This window comes from Tenacibaculum caenipelagi, from assembly GCF_004363005.1.
In the GTDB taxonomy this organism is placed as follows: Bacteria; Bacteroidota; Bacteroidia; order Flavobacteriales; family Flavobacteriaceae; genus Polaribacter; species Polaribacter caenipelagi.
This window is the reverse complement of record NZ_SNYH01000004.1, coordinates 1-18,767: the sequence shown is the minus strand read 5'-3', so window position 1 is coordinate 18,767 and position 18,767 is coordinate 1. Positions and strand designations below refer to the sequence as shown.

Here is an 18,767-nt window from a genome sequence, read left to right as displayed (position 1 = left end):
TTGATTAATAGGCAATCTGTAATCAGATTGCCTATTAATTTCGTTTTGTATTAATACATTTAAAAACTTTTTTGAGATGTATTGTATACATTATCAATATTAAAATATCCCCCTTTATTTTCTTTTCGCTTTACTGATTGATTAATAATTAAATGTGCCACATTTACCATATTTCGTAGTTCGCAAAGGCTTACACTTATTTTGGATGTTTTGTACAATTCTTCGACCTCTTGATATATATTATCGAGCTTTATTTTAGCTTTTTGCAACCTACTATTGCTACGAACAATTCCTACATAATTTCTCATAAGTGCTTGTAATTCTTTTAAGTTATGCTGAATTAAAACATGTTCATCAGGTATAGTTGTGCCTTTATCATTCCATTCTGGAATTACTATTTGATAGTGTTTTGTATAATTGCTTGCTAAATATTTAAAAATGTTGTGTGAATACACCAATGCTTCTAAAAGAGAATTAGAAGCCAATCTATTAGCTCCATGCAGTCCAGTTCTTGAACACTCACCACATGAAAATAAATTGTTTACACTTGTTCTTCCGTAGGTATCAACCACAATTCCTCCACATAAATAATGCGATGCTGGAACCACTGGAATCCAATGTTTACTGATATCAATATGCAAGTCTTTACATTTTTGATAAATATTAGGGAAATGCTTTGTAAACTCTAAAACATTTAGGTGAGTACAATCTAAAAACACATGTGTATCTCCGTGTTTTTTAAGCTCATTGTCAATACTTTGTGATACAATATCTCGAGATGCAAGCTCCGCTCTCACATCATAATCGGGCATAAACCTATGTCCTTGTTTATTTCGTAAATAAGCACCAAAACCTCTAACTGCTTCAGAAATTAAAAATAAAGCCCCTCCTTCTGCCATGTATAATGCAGTTGGATGAAATTGTACAAACTCCATATCTTTTACAAGCGCCTTGGCTCTGTATGCCATAGCAATACCATCTCCTGTAGCAATTACAGGATTCGTAGTATGTCCGTAAACACTTCCTATACCTCCTGAAGCTAATAAAGTATTTGTTGCTTGTATGGCTTTAATTGTATTATCTTTTTCATTTAATAGATACGCTCCGTAACAAGTTAATTCTTTCTCTTTAACTTCTTTTATATGGTGTTGTGTGATTAAATCTATAACAAAATGATGCGTTAGTACTGTTATATTTTTTAATTGTTGTATGCACCTGAGTAAGGTTTGTTCTATCTCATACCCTGTAATGTCTTTATGGTGTACAACTCTGTATTCTGAATGTCCTCCTTCTTTACCTAAATCATAATTTCCATTAGAGTTTGTATCAAAGTTGGCTCCCCAATTCACCAATTCTTGTAATCGTTTAGGACCTTCTTTTACCACCATTTCTACAACAGCTCTATCACAGAGTCCGTCCCCCGCAATTAACGTATCTTGAATATGTTTTTGAAAAGAATCTTCTTTTTTATCAATCACTACAGCAACACCACCTTGCGCATATTTGGTATTCGATTCATCTTTATCTCCTTTGGTTACTATAATTACTTTTCTATCAGGAAAACGCTCGGCTATTTTAATTGCAAAAGTTAAGCCTGCAACTCCTGAGCCTATAACTAAATAATCGGTTGTCAACATTTTTTAAGACAATTCAAGCATTCGTTCAATAGGAATTAAGGCTCTTTTACGAATGTCTTCTGAAACTTCAATATGCGGAGTTTCATTCAACAAACAATCATACAGTTTTTGTATGGTGTTTACCTTCATATAAGCACATTCACTACAAGCACATGTATTATCTTCTTTAGCAGGAGCTGGAACCAATTCGGTATTTGGAACTTCTTGCTGCATTTTATGTAAAATTCCTGCTTCGGTCGCTACGATAAATTTTTCATTTGCATGTTCTTTAACATAATTAATCATTCCTGCTGTAGAACCAATGTAAGTTGCTGTTTTTAAAATATGTTCTTCTGATTCTGGATGCGCTATAATTTTATAATCAGGATATTTTTTATGTAGCTGAATTAATTTTTCTATCGAAAAAGCTTCGTGTACCACACAACTTCCATCCCAAAGTAACATTTCTCTTCCCGTTTTTTGCATGATATACTTACCAAGATTTCTATCTGGAGCAAAAATAATTGGGGTTTCTTCTGGTATAGATTCTACTATTTTTAAAGCATTTGATGAGGTACAAACTACATCGGTTAAAGCTTTTACCTCCGCACTACAATTCACATAAGTTATAACTGTATGATCTGGGTGTGCTTTTATAAACTTTTCAAATGCTTCTGGTGGACAAGATTCTGCCAAGGAACAACCTGCGTTTAAATCAGGTAATAATACTTTTTTAGTAGGATTTAATATTTTAGCTGTTTCAGCCATAAAGTGAACTCCTGCAAAAACAATAATGTCTGCATCAGTTTCTGCAGCTTTTTGCGATAACCCTAAACTATCTCCAACATAATCTGCTATTTCTTGTATCGCTGGCTCTTGATAATAATGAGCTAGTATGATAGCATTTTTCTCTTTCTTTAATCTCTGTATTTCTTCTATAATGTCCATCAGTGTTTGTTTTAAGCAAACACAAAAATAATATTGACCTAGCAAGAAAAACATGATAATAATCATCTTTATGACTATACAAAAAAGCCTTCTTGATTGACAAGAAGGCTTTTAAAAGAAATGAAACTATATAGTTTCTACAACCAACCTAAACTAATGAAATCTTTTATATGCTTCTTTTTCTAATTCTTCTCTAAAATTAGGATGTGCTATCGATATTAAAGCTTTTGCTCGTTGCTTTAAACTCTTACCAAATAAGTTCACTACTCCATATTCAGTGGCTACATAATGTACATGAGCTCTAGTAGTCGTTACTCCAGCCCCTTGTTTTAAAAAAGGTGTGATCTTAGAAATTCCTTTTGTAGTAAGTGATGGCATTGCAATAATCGCTTTTCCTTCTTTTGAGAGCGATGCTCCTCTGATAAAATCCATTTGACCTCCTACCCCAGAATATTGATACTGCCCTATAGTATCTGCACAAACTTGTCCTGTAATGTCTATTTCAATAGCACTATTAATAGCAGTAACTTTAGGATTTAATTTTATAAGAGATGTATCATTTGTATATCCAGCTTCTTTAAAGTGTACTAACGGATTATCATCAATAAAATCATACAATTTTTTAGAACCAACAGCAAAACAGGTAACTATCTTTCCTGTCTTGATTTCTTTTTCTTCTCCAGTAATAATGCCTTGTTCAACTAACGGAAGAATTCCATCAGAAAACATTTCTGTATGAATTCCCAAACGTTTATGATTGGTTAAATTATGTAAGACCGCATTAGGTATATTGCCTATTCCCATTTGTAAAGTTGCTCCGTCATCAATTAACTCAGCAACATGTTTTCCTATTTTGATTTCAATTTCAGAAGGAGTTTCTGAAATAGATTCATGTATAGGCGTATTAACTTCAACCGCATAATCTATGCGACTCATATGTATAATACCATCTCCATGTGTTCTTGGTACATTAGGGTTTACTAAAGCAATTACTTTCTTAGCTGTTAAAATAGCTGGAAGCGTAATATCTACTGAAGTTCCTAATGAACAATAACCGTGTTTATCAGGAGGAGAAACCTGAATAAAAGCTACATCTAACGGATAAATATTTCTTCTAAACAACCAATGAATTTCACTTAAAAAGATAGGTACATAATCACCATTATTAGTGTTTACCCCTTTTCTAACATTATCGCCCACAAAGCAGCTTACCAATTTAAAAGATTTACTATAAGGTTCTTCTAAATACTTAGCTTTACCATGGGTATGAATTTGTATGATTTCTACATTTGATAATTCTTGATAACGATCACACAAACTATCTATCAATAAATTAGGAGTCATTGCTGCTCCTTGAAAAAAGATTTTATTATTTGATTGTACAGAAGCTACCGCTTCTTCAGCTGTAACAATACTCATTTTTTTTGCCATGAATTCTCTCTTTTAAAACACAAAGGTCTTCAGAAAATCAAGCTTAATGAATGACAAAAGTCATGTAACAATATTTATTTTTGCCTGTAAAGAATATAGCTTTTCTTTTAATCATATGTTATAAAACCGCTTGTTTTTCTTCATCTTTAATCATTACTCGGTTTTGATATATGTTCTTTATAAACACAAAAAATAAAGGGGTAATAATTCGTAAAATAGATATTACCAATAGTAAACCAAACGAAAAAAAAGCAATGTATACATAAAATAGTGATTCTTGCATTTCAGAAAATAGCACATTCTTAGTAAAATACATCCAATGGCTTTTCTTTATTCCTGCCATGAGTAGTACTACCCAAAATAGTAACAGAGAAACATTATATAACGTAACGTATTGTTTTATCTTTTTAAATGTAAAATCAGGCTTTAGTTTAGACGCTATAAAAAATAAAGAAGCAAAAAGAATTGATGTATTGATACCAATTGTTGTCCCCATAGAATGTGCTACAGTAATATGTGTTCCGTGAGTAAAAAAGTTAATCGCAGGAATTGAAAACACCAATGCTAAAATGAGGTTTAAAAACACCCAGAGATCAGCTACAACTAAAAATTTATATGCTATAGGATATTCCTCTTGTTTTTGTATTGATAAAGATTGTTTCCAACTATAAATAATATGAGCTAATATAATCCATTCGGTCATTGAAATACCATAAGCAACATATCTTATCCAAGGTTGCATTGGTATAATATATGTGTGATGTGCCCAACCAAACATTAAATTAGTTAACCCTAAAAAATAAAAGAAAAATGCTTTTTTTCCTCTAGCTAACTTTTCATCTCCTTTAATTTTACACATGATGTAAATAGATATTCCGTACACCAACATATTCCAAGAACCTACAAACGATCCGTATGATTTCCATTGCACCGCTATGTCTTTAACAAAATGTTCTTTAAATGATGGAATTAACCAAAAATGTGCTTCACATAAGTGATAAACCATAAATACAATTCCTGTTCCCCACATCCAATAATATACAGGCCAGTTCTTGACACTTTTTCTTAGTGTTTTAAAATAATTGAGTCCAAATAAAATCCACCCTAACAATACAGGAATTGTTAAAATAGGTGAAAAAGACAAATACTCTCTTCCTTCAGTATATCCCAACATGAAAGAAAAGTAAATAGTTACCCCGGTAGCTAAAAACAGTAACAAGTGAGCTTTTGGGAGTTTAAAAGAAAACAGAGATAACTTTTCTTCTTTAACCATATAAAAATAGATGCTTCCTGTGGCGGCAAGTATTATCCAAGAAATTACTGTTGTAACATGAAATGGTCGCATTTTACTAAATGGTATGACCGATTTTATAAATGTTGGAAAAATGTATTGCAATGAAGCCAAAAGCCCAAACAATATACCTAGGGCTAATGTAACTAAAGCAAAAACTAAAAAAGTTAAAGCGGTTTTATTTTTCATCTTTATATTTTAATTCTACCCATCCATTTGGTTTAATTATCGCTTCGTAATTTGGGTAATATCCTGTGCTATCTATTGTTTTTAAGTAAGCTACAATTGCTTCCTTATCTTCTTCTGTAAAAGAAAATTTTGGCATAGATTGAATACCACTATTCAACATAGCTTTTATATAATTTGAATCTTTTGTCGAATAAATGTTAGTCAAATCGGGACCTAAGTACCCCCCTAAACCATAAACTTGATGACAAGACCAGCAGTTATTATCTTGCCATATTTTTTGTCCCTTTATAGCTTTTTTAGACAACTTTACTGGTGTTTCCTTTTCTTTAGATGTGTAGATTAAAAAATTATAAAAACAAAAAAATGTTATCAAAACTCCAATAACCGCAATGTTTTTTCTAATATTCATAGGCTATAGCATACTTATAACTAATACTGTAAAAATGAATAAAAAGCTAAGTATTAATATTTTCCAAAAGGCATGAGCTTTTTTTAATTCCATAAACTGAAATGCTACGCCTCCAAACTTTAATACTGCTAGTGCCAAAATAATATGTACTGTATACATACTCTGCATCCCCAGAAAAAAAAGAGCAGACATTATTGTAAGTACGAATAATATTACACCGGTAACAATTGTAGATACATTCATATTAAAAAATTAAATAAATGACAGGAAAAAGTAATAACCAAATGAGATCGCACATATGCCAAAAAGCAGCACTTGCCTCAACATCTTCAATTTTCGTAGTGTCTCTTTCTTTTTTAACTCCGAAATAAACAGTTGCTATAATAACCAGCCCCACAATTACATGAATTACATGAAACAATGTTAGCATCCAATAAAAACTAAAAAACGTATTGTAACCTATCGTTAAGCCAGCTTCTAACTTATCATTATACTCTATACTTTTTAATACTAAAAACAGGATACCAAATAGAATAGTAAGCAGTAAGTATTTTTTTACTTTTTTAGTATTGTTACCTTCTTTAAACTCATTAAGTGTTGCAGCCATAAAAAAGCCGCTGGTTAGTAATAAAATGGTATTAATCAGCCCATAAGTAGGGTTTAACAACAATCTAGAATTATGAAACACTTCGGGTTCTTCCAAACTATAATAAACCATAGCTAAAAGAGCTAGACCAAAGGTTATGAGTTCTAGGTAAATAATAATCCACATAAGAATACCCCCAGGTGGATAGTAAATATTTTTATAATTAATAACTGCTTTCATTATACTGTTTTAGTTCTAATAAAAAGAGAGTTTTTATTGATGTTTTATTTTATCATAAAGCTTTACTAAAGATTGTAATAAAGCTGTTGGTGATGTTAAAATTTGATAATGATTTTGCCCAAACATTTGTGGTAAATAATATTTGGCTTCAGCTTCAATAGCCAAGGCATATGAATTTATTTGGCGTTCATTTAACTCTCGTAATGCCTGTTTAATATCATTAATTCCATACCGCCCTTCATAACGATCATAATCATTGGGCTTTCCATCTGAAATTAATATTATCCACTTATTTTTAGTTTGTCTCTTATCTAGTAAAGCTCCAGAATGTCTTAATGCTGGACCAATTCGTGTGTAACCACTGGGCTCTATAGAGCCTATTCTATTTTTAGCTACATCCCAATTATCATCAAAATCTTTCATAGTTATATAGCTAGTATGATTTCTAGTTTTTGAATGAAATGAATTAATTGAAAAATCAATGTCAAACTCATTTAAAATCTCACCAAATAGAATTGAAACTTGTTTTTCTACATCTATGACTCTATTTCCTGCTGCATATCCATCGCTAGACAAACTACTATCTAACAACAATAAAATAGAAAGATCCTTTTCTTTTTTTCTTTTTGATACATATACTTTTTCTGACGGGGTAATTTTTGAATGTACATCAACAAATAAGTCAGTAATAGCATCTAAGTCAAACTCCTCTCCTTGAATTTGTCTACGCTGTTGCTGATATCTATTATTTACTGTTGTAAGCATTTTTCTTAATCCAAGTAATGTAGATTTATTTTTAGTAATTGCTTTTTTGTAGTAAGCAGCATCATTTTTCAAAATGGATTTTGGATATACTTTACAAAAATTTTCTTTGTATTTATTCTTAGCATAATCCCATTCGTCATAAGTTATAAAATAACCTTCTCCGTCAGTTACTGCACTTTCTGCAATAGTTGTATTTTCTACAAAGTCTGCTTGATATACCGAATGTGCTGTATCATCAACACGAACAGTATACTTCATATTTAAATCTTCTAAAGCATTAGCATGATCATCTAATTCATCATCTCCATCCATATCTCTAAAATTTCCTCCAAATTCATCGGCTGTTTCCACTTTTTCAAATTGATGTTGTAAAACAGCATCTTCTAATTGTTTTTCATCTACTTGAACAGATATGATTTCTTCTACTGCATTAGCTTGTATTATTGTTTTAGGTTGTTCTTTGTTTGCTTCTTTTACTTTTTCTGAAAAGTTTTTTAACGTATCTGTTGAAGTTTCCTCTGGTGAATTTAGCATCCATTTTCCATATATAAAGGTATAATCAGGTTCCTTAGCTTTACTATTATCTGTGTAATGCGTAATAAATTTATGATAGTATGTTTCAGTAATAGGAAATTCTTTAAATAACTGATGTAAAACTTTTGATGATGTTTCTCTAGCTTTTGCTTGAGATTCTTTTAGAGAAGTATCTTCAACATTTTCCCAGTTTAAACCTAAACTCTTTTGAGTGGCTAAGTATAAAATTCGAAAAACATAAAAAGAATTATTTTCTTCAATGGTTGAAAACTCTGCATATTTTGAGGGTAAAAAAAAGTTGTTGTTTTTATATCCTCCTTCTCTCTCAGCTTCATAAACTTCAATTGGCTTACCTGTTATAGCTCTAGCAAAAATGGTTAAACGTGGTTTTATCTCATTTAACTTTGCCACATGAGTTAAACTTGCTTCTTTTTTCTTACTACGACGTTTAAAATAGTGTGCTAGCTTGGTAAAAATATATTCATCTGGTTCAAATTCGAACATAGCTTTCGTTTTCTATAATCAGTTTTTGTTATCCTATAACTTATAAACTGCTTATGGTTATTATATCATTAAATCACATAAATCTTTCAATGCTTTTATTACTTCCAAATCATCGGTCAATGGCTCTACAACAGCCACATGAACAGCTAATCTTTTTGGCAAACCAGATTCTATCAATTTTGCAGCATCAACTAATAACCTTGTAGATACTGTTTCAGTTAATCCTAATTCTGTTAAATTCCTTATTTTATTAGCTATATTGACTAACTTTTTTGCGTCTGATTCTTTAATTGAAGTTTCATTTACCAAAATCTCTGTTTCAATTTTTGCCTCAGGATAATCAAAAGAAACCGCAACAAAACGTTGTCTTGTAGAAGGCTTCAACTCTTTAAAACCTCTTTGGTAACCTGGATTAAATGAAGCTACTAACATGAAATCTTTATGTGCTCTAATTGTTTTTCCAAGCTTATCAATAAACAACTCTCTTCTGTGATCGGTAAGTGAATGTATTGCTACTATAACATCAGGACGAGCTTCTGCTATTTCATCTAAATATAAAATTGCACCATTTTTAACAGCTATTGTTAACGGTCCGTCAATCCATGTAGTTTCAGCACCTTTAATTATGTAACGACCTATCAAATCAGTAGATGAAGTTTCTTCATGACAACTTACCGTAATCAATTCTTTTCCTAGTTCATGTGCTATATATTCTATAAATCTAGATTTCCCTGTTCCAGTAGGACCTTTTAACAAAAATGGAAGTTTTTGTTTATACGAATGAGTAAAAACCTCTACTTCTTTTGCTATAGGTTTGTAATACGGAACTTCTTCTATTTTATTTTTATTTGGTGAAAAAACTACTTCTTTCATTATATACTTTTTAAATTTATTTAGGTTAAAATCTCCACTATTTTTAGGTTGACAGTTTGTTTTCATTTTTAAAAAAAGAGAAAAAAGGGAAAGAAGAATATAAACCCCCAACCTTCAAATAGCTTCACTGATTTAGAATTTAGTAAGTTTTTAAATACATTTTTTCTATAATCATTTGTTATTACTCAAAGTGTTTTGTTAAACTTTTAACAATGTCTACAAACTCTACACTTATTTATTTTTGTTTAGTCATATAACACTCATAATAACAATATAAATTAGCTTAATTCTAAAGCTTCTTCAGTAGGTTTACCATGCTTATAAAAATCGATGATATATAAAATTATTCCTGAAGTAAATAATGATGCACATAAGATTAATACTACAAAGTGAATACTTATTTCATTTTGCACCTTCATAAATTCCATACCAAATTTTCTTTCTAAATATACTTGTGCTACACCTGCTACCCCAAAAGCAACTGTCATACCTATCATTCCTATGTTCGAAAGCCAAAATGCCATTCGTCCTCTTGTAGATTCATAAAGTTTTCTCCCTGTCATGTTAGGTAAAGAATAACTAATAATAGCCAGTACAATCATGCCATATGCTCCCCAAAAGGCTAAATGTCCGTGCATTGCTGTAACTAAAGTACCATGGGTATAAAGATTGGTTTGTGGTAATGTATGGGCAAAACCTAATAACCCTGCTCCTATAAATGATACTATTGCTGCTCCTAGAGTCCAATATAATGCTAGTTTGTTTGGATGCTTCTTCTCTCCTTTTCGATACATATTAACTGCGAATAAAGCCATAGCTAAGAAAGCTAAAGGTTCTAAAGCTGAGAAAACACCTCCTACTACTAACCATATTTTATTTACACCTATATAATAATAGTGATGTCCAGTTCCTAAAACTCCAGAAAGAAAAGTTAGTCCTACAATTACATATAACCATTTTTCAATAACTTCTCTATCAACTCCTGTTAGCTTAATTAATAGGAATGATAAAATACCACCCATAATTAATTCCCAAACACCTTCAACCCATAAGTGAACTACCCACCAACGGAAAAAAGAATCTGTTACTTGGCTATCAAATGGTAACATCCCAGGCAAATACAATAATGCCGCAAAAAGAAGTCCCATTGATAATACTAAAGCCGTAGTTGTTTTTCGTTTTCCTTTAAAAAGTGTTAATAATATCAGCCCTAAAAACAACAACACATTAATTACTACTAAGAAATCTAAAGGTCTAGGAATTTCTAAAAACTTACGTCCTTCCCAGTAGTTAAAATGATATCCTACTATAGCTGTTACTCCTACTAACGCTAGAGAAATAAGTTGTACATAAGCTAGTTTAACACTAACTAATTCTCGTTGTGCTTCCTCAGGAATAATATAATACGCTGCTCCCATAAATCCAGAGAGCAACCAAACAACTAATAAATTAGTATGCACAGCTCTGGCTGTATTAAAAGGTATAAAGTCGTGTAAATTATCTAATCCAACTCGTGCGAATCCCATAATAAATCCATACACTAATTGTAATACTAATAAGAGCATTGATAAAGCAAAAAACCAATACGCTACTTTTTGTGATTTATATTTCATAATACTCTAAATTTTATTCGTTGTTCTTTTTTGATAAAGGAGATATTTTTCTATCTACCCCTACTATTTCTCCAAATCCGTTTAAATCGATATTTCCAATCCATTTAAAAAAAGCTACTACATCTTCAGCTTCTTGTTCACTCATCTCATATGCAACCATTTTTCTTCCGTTTGGTTGCCATGGCGCTGGTGACATTAAAATACTTTTAATTACTTCCTCTCCTTCTCCACCGTACTTACTATTTAAACGATCAACAACTTTTGTTAATTCAGGAGCGTAATAACCTCCTTCTCCTAAAATTGTATGACATCCCATACAATTGTTAGACTCCCAGATTTCTTTCCCTCTAATTGCAGATTCTGTTAATTCATTATAGTTTGTTTGATCATTACTCTTCGAAAAAGAATAAACCGTTAAACCAATAAATATCAAGAATGTAACTAAAGTTCCTCCGAGAAAAAATGTTTTAGCTTGCTTTTTTGACAACATATTTAAATGATTTTAAAGTAAAAGACTTTTTTGTCCTTTATTTAGCAAAAATATGGTCAAAGGCAAAAAAGGAATATGATAAATGTCATTTTTTGTTATTTAATAACAAGTATTTTTAACGAGAATCAAACTACCACTTTTAAATCATCATGATTAGTAAATAAGGCAATAGTATGACTCAATTACTAGGTCTTTATATTTAAGTAGAGTCAATAAATCAGTATAAATTTTCACCTTATCTTCTATTAAATCTATAAATAGTACATTCAATATCACCTTATTTAAATTGAAAATAAATTACTGGATATTTCATAATTAACAAACAGCCAAAATTTCTTTAAAAACCTGATTAACAACACCAAATAATTACATTTTCAAAAACATGACTCTTTAAAAAACCATGAGTTATGATAAATATCATGTTTCTTATATTGATATATTTATTAATTTGTTAAAGATTAAATACCACTATTTTATGCCTATAAAAAGTTATTTAGCCCATCCGCATGATGGCAAAAAAGAAGAGCTTATCCAAGCACTTTCTAACCTTAATCATTGTGATGTTATCCCTGCAGAAAACAAAGATGTTTTAGTACTTATTACAGAAACAGAAACTAAGGCAGAAGAAGATATTTTAAAACAGAAACTAGAAACCATAAGTAGCTTAAAACTATTGGCTATGGTTTCAGGATTTAATACACCTAAAAAGAATTAGCCCATGTACACTTCAACAACAAACAGAAGAAGTTTTATAAAAAAGATGGCAGTATTATCTGCTATGACTGCTGCCGCTACCATGTTTCCTGGAATTATGTTTGCTGGAGAACAAGAAAAAAACTTACCTAAAGGAGGAAATTTAGACTGGAAAAAAGCTCCCTGTAGATTTTGTGGTGTAGGATGCGGAGTTTTAGTTGGGATTGAAAACGGAAAAGCTGTCGCTGTAAAAGGAGACCCAAAATCGCCAGTTAACAAAGGACTATGCTGTGTTAAAGGATATCATTCAGTAATGGCAATGTACGGTAAAGACCGTTTAACAAAACCTCTAGTTAAAAAGAATGGTAAATATGTAGAAACCTCAATGAAAGAAGCTTTAGATTTAATTGCTTCTAAAATGAAAGAAACCATTAAAGATCATGGTAAAGATTCAGTATCTATTTATGGTTCTGGTCAGTGGACCATCCCCGACGGGTATGTAGCTTCTAAACTTTTTAAAGGCTGTATTGGTACTAATAATGTTGAAGCCAATGCTCGTCTGTGTATGGCTAGTGCTGTAACAGGTTTTTTAACTTCTTTTGGAATTGACGAGCCAATGGGGTGCTATGAAGATATCGATCATGCTGATGTGTTTGTCTTATGGGGAAACAATATGGCTGAGATGCACCCTGTACTATTTTCTAGATTGTTAGATCAACGCCTAAAAAGAGGTGTGAAAATTATTGATTTTGCCACTCGTACTACTCGTACTAGTATGGCTGCAGATAAATCTATTTTATTTTTACCTCAAACCGATTTAGCAGTTGCCAACGCAATATGTTATGAAATTATAAAAAATGGTTGGGTTAACAAATCCTTTGTTGAAAAACACTGTAATTTCAATAAAGGACTAACTAACATGGGGTATGGTCTAGAAGATAAATACAAGTTTAAAGACAAACCTGAAAAAATTAGTTTTCAAGACTATAAAAAATTCTTAGAGGATTACACACCAGAAAAAGTTGAAAAAATATCAGGAGTTTCTGCTAAAGATATAAAATACATGGCAGCCTATTATGGTGACCCTAATAAAAAAGTAATGTCACTTTGGTGTATGGGACCTAACCAACATAGTAGAGGTACATGGATGAATAACTTAATATATAATATTCATTTACTAACGGGAAAAATATCTACTCCTGGTAACAGTCCTTTCTCATTAACAGGACAACCTTCTGCTTGTGGAACTGTGAGAGAAGTAGGAACCTTAACTCACAAATTACCTCATGGAGTAGTAATGAATAAAGAACACCGTGAATTTGCTGCAAAAATTTGGGATGTGCCTGTTGAAAATATAGATCCTAAACCTACGTATCATACAGTTGAAATGTTTAGAGCTTTAGATAGAGGAGATATTCGTTTTATGTGGATTCAAGTTACTAACCCAATGGTAACCATGCCTAAATTAAAACGTTACAGAGACGCTGCAAAAAAAGAAGGTCGTTTTATTGTAGTTTCTGATGTTTACCCTACTCCTACTACTGATATAGCTGATGTCATTTTACCTTCTGCTATGTGGATTGAACGAGAAGGAATGTATGGTAACTCAGAGCGTAGAACACAATACTTCGAACAGATGATACAACCACCAGGTGAAGCGATGAGTGATACTTGGCAATTGATTGAAGTAGCAAAACGTTTAGGCTATGAAAAGCAATTCTACTATAATGAAGATACTCATATTGAAGAAATTTATACAGAATATCGTAAACATCACGATAACAAAAAGCACAATATGGCTCCTCTAGAAGTACTTAAAGAAAATCCGGGAATGCAATGGCCGTACGTAGAAGGAAAACCAACACAATGGCGTTTCAACTCTAAATATGACCCTGCTTGTTCTAACGGAGAAGATTTTCATTTCTATGGTAAAAAAGATGGAAAAGCAATTATTTGGCAACGACCATATGAACCAGCTGCTGAAGAACCTGATGCTGAATACCCATATTGGTTAAATACAGGTCGTGTAGTAGAGCACTGGCATACTGGTTCTATGACAAGACGTATCCCTGTATTGCATAAAGCCATGCCTCATTCTTATGTAGAGCTAAACCCAGAAGATGCAAAACGAATGCAGATAAAAAATGGAGATAAAGTAAAACTTACAACACGTAGGGGTGAAATAATATTACCTGCATCTGTAAATCAAAGAGGAGTTCCTGCACCAATGCAAGTATTTGTTCCATTCTTTGATGAAAACATGCTAATTAATGATATTACGTTAGATTCATTTTGTCCTATTTCTAAAGAGCCTGACTATAAAAAATGTGCCGTTAAGGTAGAAAAAGCATAAATTATGAGGAAACGTTTAGGTATCATATCATTATTCATAATCTTATGTATTGCATTTATTGCTATTTGGAATTATAGTTATTATCAAGGACAAGAGGAAGCGTATATTCCTATTGAAAATAATCGTCCTATACCTATAATCCCATCTGAAACTGGAGTTTTTCAACGCTCAGAATTCGCCTTAGATTATGCTAACATGCCCGTTGATGAAAACCATCAACGAAGTATGAAAACTTATTACGATAATAGAGCTTTTCATGGAGCTCCTCCTAGTATTCCTCATGAAGTTACTAGCGAGCGTAGTATGGGGGAAAACACTTGTTTAAAGTGCCATGAAAATGGTGGCTATGTAGATAAATTTGAAGCTTATGCTCCGGTAACACCGCATCCAGAAATGGTGAACTGCCGTCAATGTCACGTGCCTCAAAAAACACAATCACTTTTTAAAGGAACTAACTTTAAAAAAGGCACCATTCCAGCAGTAGGAATCAATAATGCTTTGGCTGGAAGCCCTCCTGTAATCCCACATCAATTACAATTACGAGAAAATTGTTTGGCTTGTCATGCAGGTCCAAGTGCTCCAAAAGAAATTAGAGTTACACACCCTGAGAGAATTAATTGTAGACAATGTCATGTACCCAATAATAAAGTAACTGAAGACATTGGTAATTTTATCAGAAAAATTGAAAACTAAATGAGAAACCATAAATATATAAAGTTCGTCTTTTGTACTATTTTGTTTGTTATAATATCAGTTTCTTGTAAACATAAAGAAGATGAATACCATAGTATTACAGATAAAATAGAAGCAGAAAGTATAAATTATAAAGGAACTTCTATTTCTTCAGAAAAGTACCTAGAAGGAATGAAAATGATGGAGGTTACAGAAAATGAAATCACATTTTTAATTCCTACTAGAAAAGATAAAATCAAATCATACAAATGTACAGAGTGCCACACACAACCTTTAGTTAAAATGCAAGCTAAAGATATAAAAAAAGCACATTGGAACATTAAATTAAACCATGCAACATTAAATACCATGAACTGTATTACCTGTCATAATGATGCTAACATGGATGATTTAAAAAGTATTACTGGGCATTCTATTGATCTTAATAAGAGCTATAAATTATGTAGTCAATGTCATCAAAAACAGTATAAAGATTGGACAGGTGGAGCTCATGGAAAACGAATTGAAAGTTGGGCTACACCAAGAGCATCTATGACTTGTGTAAATTGTCATAATCCACATTCACCTAGTTTTAGCCCAAAATGGCCAGCAAGATTCAATACTCAAAAAGTTAAAGAACGTAAATAAATTTAGGTATGAGCAATAACAATAAAAAATGGTTTACTCTAAACCTAAATAGTAAACATAAGCAGCAAGATAGTTCTTGTGGTTGTGGTAAAACATCAGAAGGATGCAGTTCACACACTAAAAAAGAAGAATTAAGTAATGAAGAATTCTTTGAAGCGGCTATTAATGCCTCTATCGGAGATGAAAGACACAAAGACGGTTTCGATCAAGTTTTCGATGTAAAAATGGATCGTAGATCTGCTTTTAAAAAACTAACTGCAAGTCTATTAATTGGTGCTGGTGCTGTATCATCATGTACAAGTGTAGTTTCTAGTGATGAATCTAAAGAAAAAGCTCAAATAGATTGGGAAGAACAGTTTAAAGGAAACTATAAACTAATGACAGATGAAGAAAAAGAAGCCACTGTAAACAGATTAGTTCGTTCCTATCAATTAAGAACAGGAAAAACGATTAATATGTCTTCTAAAAATGCTGAAGAAGATGTACTTTTTGGTTATGCCTTTAACATTTCAAAATGTCAAGGATATATGGATTGTGTGAGTGCTTGTGTTAAAGAAAATAATCAAGACAGAAATTCACAAATGCAATACATCCGTATTCATGAAATGAAAGACGGAAAAGGATTTAACTTCAACGAAGCAGATGACAATTACTACCATGAAGTTCCTGCTGAAGGGCATTTCTATATGGGGACACAGTGTTTTCATTGTGATAATCCACCCTGTGTAGAAGTATGTCCTGTACAAGCTACTTGGAGAGAAAAAGACGGATTGGTTGTGGTTGATTACGACTGGTGTGTAGGTTGTCGTTATTGTATGGCTGCCTGCCCTTATGATGGGCGTAGATTTAATTGGAGTAAGCCTGAAGTTCCTGAAGAAGAAATTAATAAAAATCAACATTATTTAGGAAATCGATTACGAAAAAAGGGAGTTATGGAAAAGTGTACTTTCTGTGTACAACGCTCCAGAGCTGGTAAAAACCCAGCGTGTGTTGAAGCTTGTCCTACAGGAGCTAGAATTTTTGGTAATCTTTTAGATCCTAATAGTACAATTAGATGGGTTTTAGAAAACAAGAAGGTGTTCAGGTTAAAAGAAGATTTAGGTACAGAACCAAAGTTCTGGTACTTTATGGATTAAAATATATACAATGAGAAGACTTAAAGTTTTTACAAGTTTAGTCAGAGATAGTTTAGATATTATCACTAAAGGTTCTAAAAAGTACCATTTATGGATGGGCTTTTTAACCCTAATAATATTAATAGGAATGTATTGTTATTCCATTCAATTAGAACATGGTTTAAGTGTTACAGGAATGACAGATAGAGTAAGCTGGGGTTTGTATATTTCAAACTTTACATTCTTAGTTGGTGTTGCAGCTGCAGCCGTTATGCTAGTGATGCCTACTTATGTCTTAAAAGATATTGATTTTAAGCAAGCTGTTTTAATTGGTGAAGGTTTAGCAGTTGCTGCACTTATTATGTGTTTAGCTTTTGTTATTGCCGATATGGGTGGACCTTCGGTATTATGGCATATGATACCTGGTTTTGGGGTATTTAACTTTCCTAATTCAATGCTTACTTGGGATGTAATAGTATTAAACGGGTACTTATTTTTAAATATTACAATTCCATTTTATATTTTATTTAGACATTATCAAGGAAAAGAAGCAAAAGCTAGTGTTTATGTACCTGGTGCCTTATTATCAGTTTTTTGGGCTGTTGGAATTCATTTAGTAACCGCTTTTTTATACCAAGGATTACAAGCGCGCCCTTTTTGGAATAATGCTCTTTTAGGTCCTAGATTTTTAGCTTCTGCTTTTGCAGCAGGTCCTGCCTTAATTATTTTAGTTCTTGCTATTATTAGAACCTTTACCGAATTTAAAATAGAAGATAAAACAATTAAGAAAATAGCCTTAGTAGTTACTGTAGCTGCTCAAATTAATATAATTATGTTGGTATCTGAGCTATTTAAAGAATTTTATGCTCCGACGCATCATAGTGAAAGTGCTTATTATCTATTCTTTGGTTTAGATGGAAAAACAGCCTTATTACCTTGGATATGGACAGCCATTACTTTAAATGTTATAGCTACAGTTATTTTAACTTTTCATAAGCTTCGTAACAACTTAAAAATTTTATACTTCGCTTGTTTTATACTCTTTATTGCAATATGGATTGAAAAAGGTTTCGGCTTAATTGTTCCTGGATTTATTCCTGGTCCTTATGGTAAAATTGCAGAATATACACCAACAGCTATAGAAATAGGTGTTACATTAGGTATTTGGGCTTTAGGAGCTCTTATATTTACAGTACTTGCTAAAACCGCTATTGGTATAGAAACAGGAAAATTAAAGTATAAAAAATAAAATTATTCTTACTAAGTCAAAAAAGGGTAGCAAATTTATGCTACCCTTTTTTTCTATGATATCTAACCTATTCATATAGTCTTTATTCAATTTCGACTCTATATACTCTAACTTTTCATCTATATATGCTAGCTGTAATATATCCTCTACCAAATAACCCTCATTATAAACCTCTAGTTCATACTCCAATTCTTTAATGATAACTTATATGGAGTTTGTATTATAAGGTAGTAAAAGCTTGTTGACTTGTATAATTACTAACTAGATTCCTTAGAAATTTATCTTGTGGTTCTACTACGCGATCCTACTATAAAGATTCAAGTAGTGATTTCTCTTCAATAACAAAAAAAGCTTCCTTAAAATAGAAGCAAAAAAGTTATAAAAATAACGGGTAAAGGATAAAAAGCTACGACATCCAGTCATAGCAAAAGGAGTTTTCGAAAAATAAGAACAAAAAAAAACCTCAATCTAATAAAAGATTGAGGTTTAAAAGAAAGGCAACGACCTACTCTCCCACCAGTGGCAGTACCATCGGCGCTAATGGGCTT

At 31.9% G+C, this 18,767-nt stretch carries 17 protein-coding genes; 6 read left to right on the top strand and 11 right to left on the bottom strand.

Annotated features, from left to right (window positions below; all coding sequences use genetic code 11):
• Positions 1 to 59: 59 nt before the first annotated feature.
• The 11 genes from nadB to DFQ07_RS08795 form a co-directional block, all read right to left on the bottom strand.
• Positions 60 to 1,637 carry an L-aspartate oxidase gene (gene nadB / locus DFQ07_RS08845; RefSeq protein WP_133535973.1) on the bottom strand — a complete coding sequence of 526 codons (1,578 nt, stop codon included), beginning with the start codon at positions 1,635 to 1,637 and terminating at the stop codon, positions 60 to 62.
• 3 nt (positions 1,638 to 1,640) lie between these two features.
• Entirely contained in the window at positions 1,641 to 2,564 is a 924-nt protein-coding gene (nadA, locus tag DFQ07_RS08840; RefSeq protein ID WP_133535971.1) for a quinolinate synthase NadA, read from the bottom strand.
• 153 nt (positions 2,565 to 2,717) lie between these two features.
• A complete protein-coding gene (locus tag DFQ07_RS08835) occupies positions 2,718 to 3,983 on the bottom strand; it encodes an acetyl-CoA hydrolase/transferase family protein (protein WP_133536755.1) in 1,266 nt (421 codons plus the stop codon).
• Positions 3,984 to 4,113: 130 nt separating this feature from the next.
• Positions 4,114 to 5,475, bottom strand: a complete 1,362-nt coding sequence (locus tag DFQ07_RS08830; protein ID WP_133535969.1) for a cbb3-type cytochrome c oxidase subunit I — start codon at positions 5,473 to 5,475, stop codon at positions 4,114 to 4,116.
• Entirely contained in the window at positions 5,465 to 5,884 is a 420-nt protein-coding gene (locus DFQ07_RS08825; protein WP_133535967.1) for a c-type cytochrome, read from the bottom strand. The genes DFQ07_RS08830 and DFQ07_RS08825 overlap by 11 nt, the downstream gene beginning before the upstream one ends.
• Positions 5,885 to 5,887: 3 nt before the next feature.
• Positions 5,888 to 6,127, bottom strand: coding sequence for a cytochrome C oxidase subunit IV family protein (locus DFQ07_RS15890; RefSeq protein WP_133535965.1), 240 nt, complete (start codon positions 6,125 to 6,127; stop codon positions 5,888 to 5,890).
• Between the two features lies 1 nt (position 6,128).
• Complete coding sequence (locus DFQ07_RS08815) at positions 6,129 to 6,710, bottom strand: cytochrome c oxidase subunit 3 (RefSeq protein WP_133535963.1); 582 nt, start codon at positions 6,708 to 6,710, stop codon at positions 6,129 to 6,131.
• Positions 6,711 to 6,743: 33 nt separating this feature from the next.
• The gene (locus tag DFQ07_RS08810; protein ID WP_133535961.1) at positions 6,744 to 8,513 is read right to left on the bottom strand and encodes a nitric oxide reductase activation protein NorD; all 1,770 of its coding nucleotides are present in this window, start codon (positions 8,511 to 8,513) and stop codon (positions 6,744 to 6,746) included.
• A gap of 60 nt (positions 8,514 to 8,573) precedes the next feature.
• A complete protein-coding gene (locus DFQ07_RS08805) occupies positions 8,574 to 9,452 on the bottom strand; it encodes a CbbQ/NirQ/NorQ/GpvN family protein (RefSeq protein WP_317126694.1) in 879 nt (292 codons plus the stop codon).
• A gap of 212 nt (positions 9,453 to 9,664) precedes the next feature.
• Entirely contained in the window at positions 9,665 to 10,999 is a 1,335-nt protein-coding gene (locus tag DFQ07_RS08800) for a cbb3-type cytochrome c oxidase subunit I (protein WP_133535959.1), read from the bottom strand.
• A 13-nt stretch (positions 11,000 to 11,012) separates the two neighbouring features.
• The gene (locus tag DFQ07_RS08795; RefSeq protein WP_133535957.1) at positions 11,013 to 11,489 is read right to left on the bottom strand and encodes a c-type cytochrome; all 477 of its coding nucleotides are present in this window, start codon (positions 11,487 to 11,489) and stop codon (positions 11,013 to 11,015) included.
• A 475-nt stretch (positions 11,490 to 11,964) separates the two neighbouring features.
• On the opposite strand from DFQ07_RS08795, the gene DFQ07_RS08790 reads away from it, so the two are divergent.
• The 6 genes from DFQ07_RS08790 to dsrP are packed head-to-tail and all read left to right on the top strand — an operon-like array spanning position 11,965 to position 18,219.
• Positions 11,965 to 12,204 (top strand): hypothetical protein, encoded by a 240-nt coding sequence (locus tag DFQ07_RS08790; RefSeq protein ID WP_133535955.1) that lies wholly within the window; start codon positions 11,965 to 11,967, stop codon positions 12,202 to 12,204.
• A gap of 3 nt (positions 12,205 to 12,207) precedes the next feature.
• Positions 12,208 to 14,535, top strand: a complete 2,328-nt coding sequence (locus DFQ07_RS08785; RefSeq protein ID WP_133535953.1) for a molybdopterin-dependent oxidoreductase — start codon at positions 12,208 to 12,210, stop codon at positions 14,533 to 14,535.
• A gap of 3 nt (positions 14,536 to 14,538) precedes the next feature.
• Positions 14,539 to 15,228, top strand: coding sequence for a nitrate reductase cytochrome c-type subunit (locus tag DFQ07_RS08780; protein WP_133535951.1), 690 nt, complete (start codon positions 14,539 to 14,541; stop codon positions 15,226 to 15,228).
• Entirely contained in the window at positions 15,229 to 15,855 is a 627-nt protein-coding gene (locus DFQ07_RS08775) for a multiheme c-type cytochrome (protein WP_133535949.1), read from the top strand.
• 8 nt (positions 15,856 to 15,863) lie between these two features.
• On the top strand, positions 15,864 to 16,991 hold the full coding sequence (locus DFQ07_RS08770; RefSeq protein ID WP_133535947.1) for a 4Fe-4S dicluster domain-containing protein: 1,128 nt from the start codon (positions 15,864 to 15,866) through the stop codon (positions 16,989 to 16,991).
• Between the two features lie 10 nt (positions 16,992 to 17,001).
• Complete coding sequence (gene dsrP, locus DFQ07_RS08765) at positions 17,002 to 18,219, top strand: sulfate reduction electron transfer complex DsrMKJOP subunit DsrP (protein WP_133535945.1); 1,218 nt, start codon at positions 17,002 to 17,004, stop codon at positions 18,217 to 18,219.
• Positions 18,220 to 18,767: the final 548 nt, after the last annotated feature.